General features: G+C 41.0%; 3 protein-coding genes and 2 pseudogenes. All 5 read left to right on the forward strand.

Annotated elements, in window-relative coordinates:
* A pseudogene (locus LPKJCM_RS03055) lies at positions 1-540 on the forward strand (IS5 family transposase); the annotation flags it as partial.
* 114 nt (positions 541-654) lie between these two features.
* Positions 655-999: a hypothetical protein gene (locus LPKJCM_RS03060; protein ID WP_133057547.1), complete on the forward strand. Its 345-nt coding sequence runs from the start codon at positions 655-657 to the stop codon at positions 997-999.
* Between the two features lie 86 nt (positions 1,000-1,085).
* Positions 1,086-1,265 (forward strand): hypothetical protein, encoded by a 180-nt coding sequence (locus LPKJCM_RS13145; protein WP_057962184.1) that lies wholly within the window; start codon positions 1,086-1,088, stop codon positions 1,263-1,265.
* Positions 1,193-1,435 (forward strand): tyrosine-type recombinase/integrase, encoded by a 243-nt coding sequence (locus tag LPKJCM_RS13875; protein ID WP_087069533.1) that lies wholly within the window; start codon positions 1,193-1,195, stop codon positions 1,433-1,435. The genes LPKJCM_RS13145 and LPKJCM_RS13875 overlap by 73 nt, the downstream gene beginning before the upstream one ends.
* A gap of 177 nt (positions 1,436-1,612) precedes the next feature.
* Positions 1,613-2,236, forward strand: a pseudogene (locus tag LPKJCM_RS03070) (site-specific integrase); the annotation flags it as partial.
* Between the last annotated feature and the right edge of the window lie 158 nt (positions 2,237-2,394).

The following is a 2,394-nucleotide window of genomic DNA, read 5'->3' on the forward strand; positions in this document are numbered from 1 at the left end:
GGAACAAGTTTTAAAAAAATTGTCATTGCTCGGCGAACTTACCAAGGACGTTCAGCTTTAACTTCCTTTATTATCGTTGACGCTCAGAGCGTCAAAAACACCGCTACTGCTGAAAACAAAGGTTACGACGCTGGTAAGAAAATCTCGGGGATTAAGCGCCATCTGGCAGTTGATATTAATGGCTTTCCGCAGGCCATTCACATGACGCGAGCGAACGTCTCTGATCGAGACGGGGCCAGTGCAATGATCGCTTTACATACCATGCATTTACGCCAGGTTCAAAATGTCTTAGTTGATGGTGGTTATTCAGGCGTTAATTTTCAGCTCGATGTAGCCAGTAATTTAAACGCAACCGTGCAGGTTGCGAAGCGCAATGAGTTGCATCGATTCGAAGTCATGCCCCAACGTTGGGTAGTCGAACGATCTTTTAGTTGGCTAGAGAATTGTCGGCGACTTTGGAAAAATTGTGAGCGTCAATTAACCACCAGTCTGCAAATGGTCGTTTTAGCGTTTTTAGCACTATTACTTAAGAGATTTTAGACAGCTTCTCAGGGTACTGAATGGACTTATTTTTATGATAACGACAGCAACAACAAGACTTACAAATATAATGGATCACACTGGAAATTAGAATACTAAATTTGGGGTGATATTTTGAAACTAGGAAACGAAGTTTTATTAGGGGTAACAATTTTGTCAATCGGAACCACCACCCTTTCTGTAAAGCCAACAACGGCATCCGCCAATGATATTCCAACTCGATTGCATCATAAATGGGTTGGACATCGTTGGGGGCAAATCTATCGGCTTAATGCCTATCGATATCACTGCAACTTCTTCGACGGCGCGTGGCATCACCTCTACTACAGCCACACCGGCTACAATAAATGGTCGGCACAACCAGCAGGGCACAGCTACAACGGACTAATCATCAAGTATCTTAGCCCACGGCATATTCGTATTTTGTATGACCTGTCTTACATCAATCTTTATGGATAAGAATATTAACAATTCTAAGATAAAAGCCCCCCAACGGGCTTTTATCTTACATATTGAAAGAACATATGTTCAAAGGAGCGATTATTATGGCTATGTTTACACAATTAAAGACTGGTTGGCCAGCCCGTGTGCGCTATTACGACCAAAACGGTGAACGAAAATCAGTTTCTAAAATGGTTTCCGCACCAAATCAATGGCTAGCGATTGGGCGGACACAATTAAGAATCAGTACAGAGCTGGGAGTGATCTTAAGCAACGTAAAGTAAGCCTCTTGGACTACTTCTTAGAGTGGTATCAAACTTTTCGTGAACCAAAACTATCAGTCAATAGCAAGCACAAGTACATTCAGACCATTCATGTGATTCAGAATTATTTTGGGCAAACGTTGCTTCAAGATATCACCCCCACCAGTTATCAAAAATTCCTGAACTTCTAGGGTAAGGGTGACGAGAATCACCCAGGACACGCTAAGGCCACGATTGGGACCATTAACATGCACATTAAAGGTGCCATTCGAAATGCACTTAACGACGGAATTATTCAAAAGGATTTTACTCATACGACTAACTTGGTCTTTGATAAAAGCAAAAGTAAATAGGTAAAATATCTCAATCAAGACGATGTTAAGACCTTGTTAAAGTTTTTGAAAGCACACCTCTTTGAATCCGTCGCCTACCCGATGGCATATACTTCCCTCATGACCGGTATGCCGGTCTCAGAAGTCGCTGGATTAACGTGGGGTTGTATTGATCGCAAACAGTTAAAATTGATTATCAACAAGGCTTGGAATTTCAGCACTTTAGAGTTTGGACCCACAAAAAATAAAGCTTCCAAACGGATCATTGATATCAACCCACAGTTGGCTCAAATGTTTGCTGAGCTAAAGCTGCATCAAAATTCTGAATTGAAAATGCATGGCAAACTTAATCCTCATAATCACGTCTTTTTGACGAACCGCTTTGTGGTTCCTAACTGTCGAACTATGGAGACCATGTTACGAACTGCGCTTCATAAAGCTCATATTCAGCAAGATTTAACTTTCCACTCGTTCCGACACACTCACGCATCGCTACTTCTATATGATCGGATTGCAATTCCTTTTATTTCCAAACGGCTTGGTCACCAAGATGTCAATACAACTATCAAAGTCTACTTGCACATTATCCGGGAATTACAGAACGAGGAATCACAAAAGACAATTCCATTTACGAATAAACTTGAAGAAATGTCCAACTAAAATGGGTTATTGTGTGGGTCACGATTTTTATGCATAATGGCCCAAAATGACCAGACTTTTGAGGTTCTTCGTCAACTGTTGTTGGTGAACAAAATATTGGAGTTCTAATCACTTGGTGATTAGAGCTCTTTTTGTATGAACTCGAAAAGCAAACAGTA

It is taken from the genome of Lentilactobacillus parakefiri, from assembly GCF_002157585.1.
Taxonomy (GTDB): domain Bacteria; phylum Bacillota; class Bacilli; order Lactobacillales; family Lactobacillaceae; genus Lentilactobacillus; species Lentilactobacillus parakefiri.

What these genes read in the sequence shown, in the direction of transcription:
- LPKJCM_RS13145 (WP_057962184.1), top strand. Translation starts at nt 1,086, where the DNA reads ATGGCTATGTTTACACAATTAAAGACTGGTTGGCCAGCCCGTGTGCGC.
- LPKJCM_RS13875 (WP_087069533.1), top strand. Translation starts at nt 1,193, where the DNA reads ATGGCTAGCGATTGGGCGGACACAATTAAGAATCAGTACAGAGCTGGG.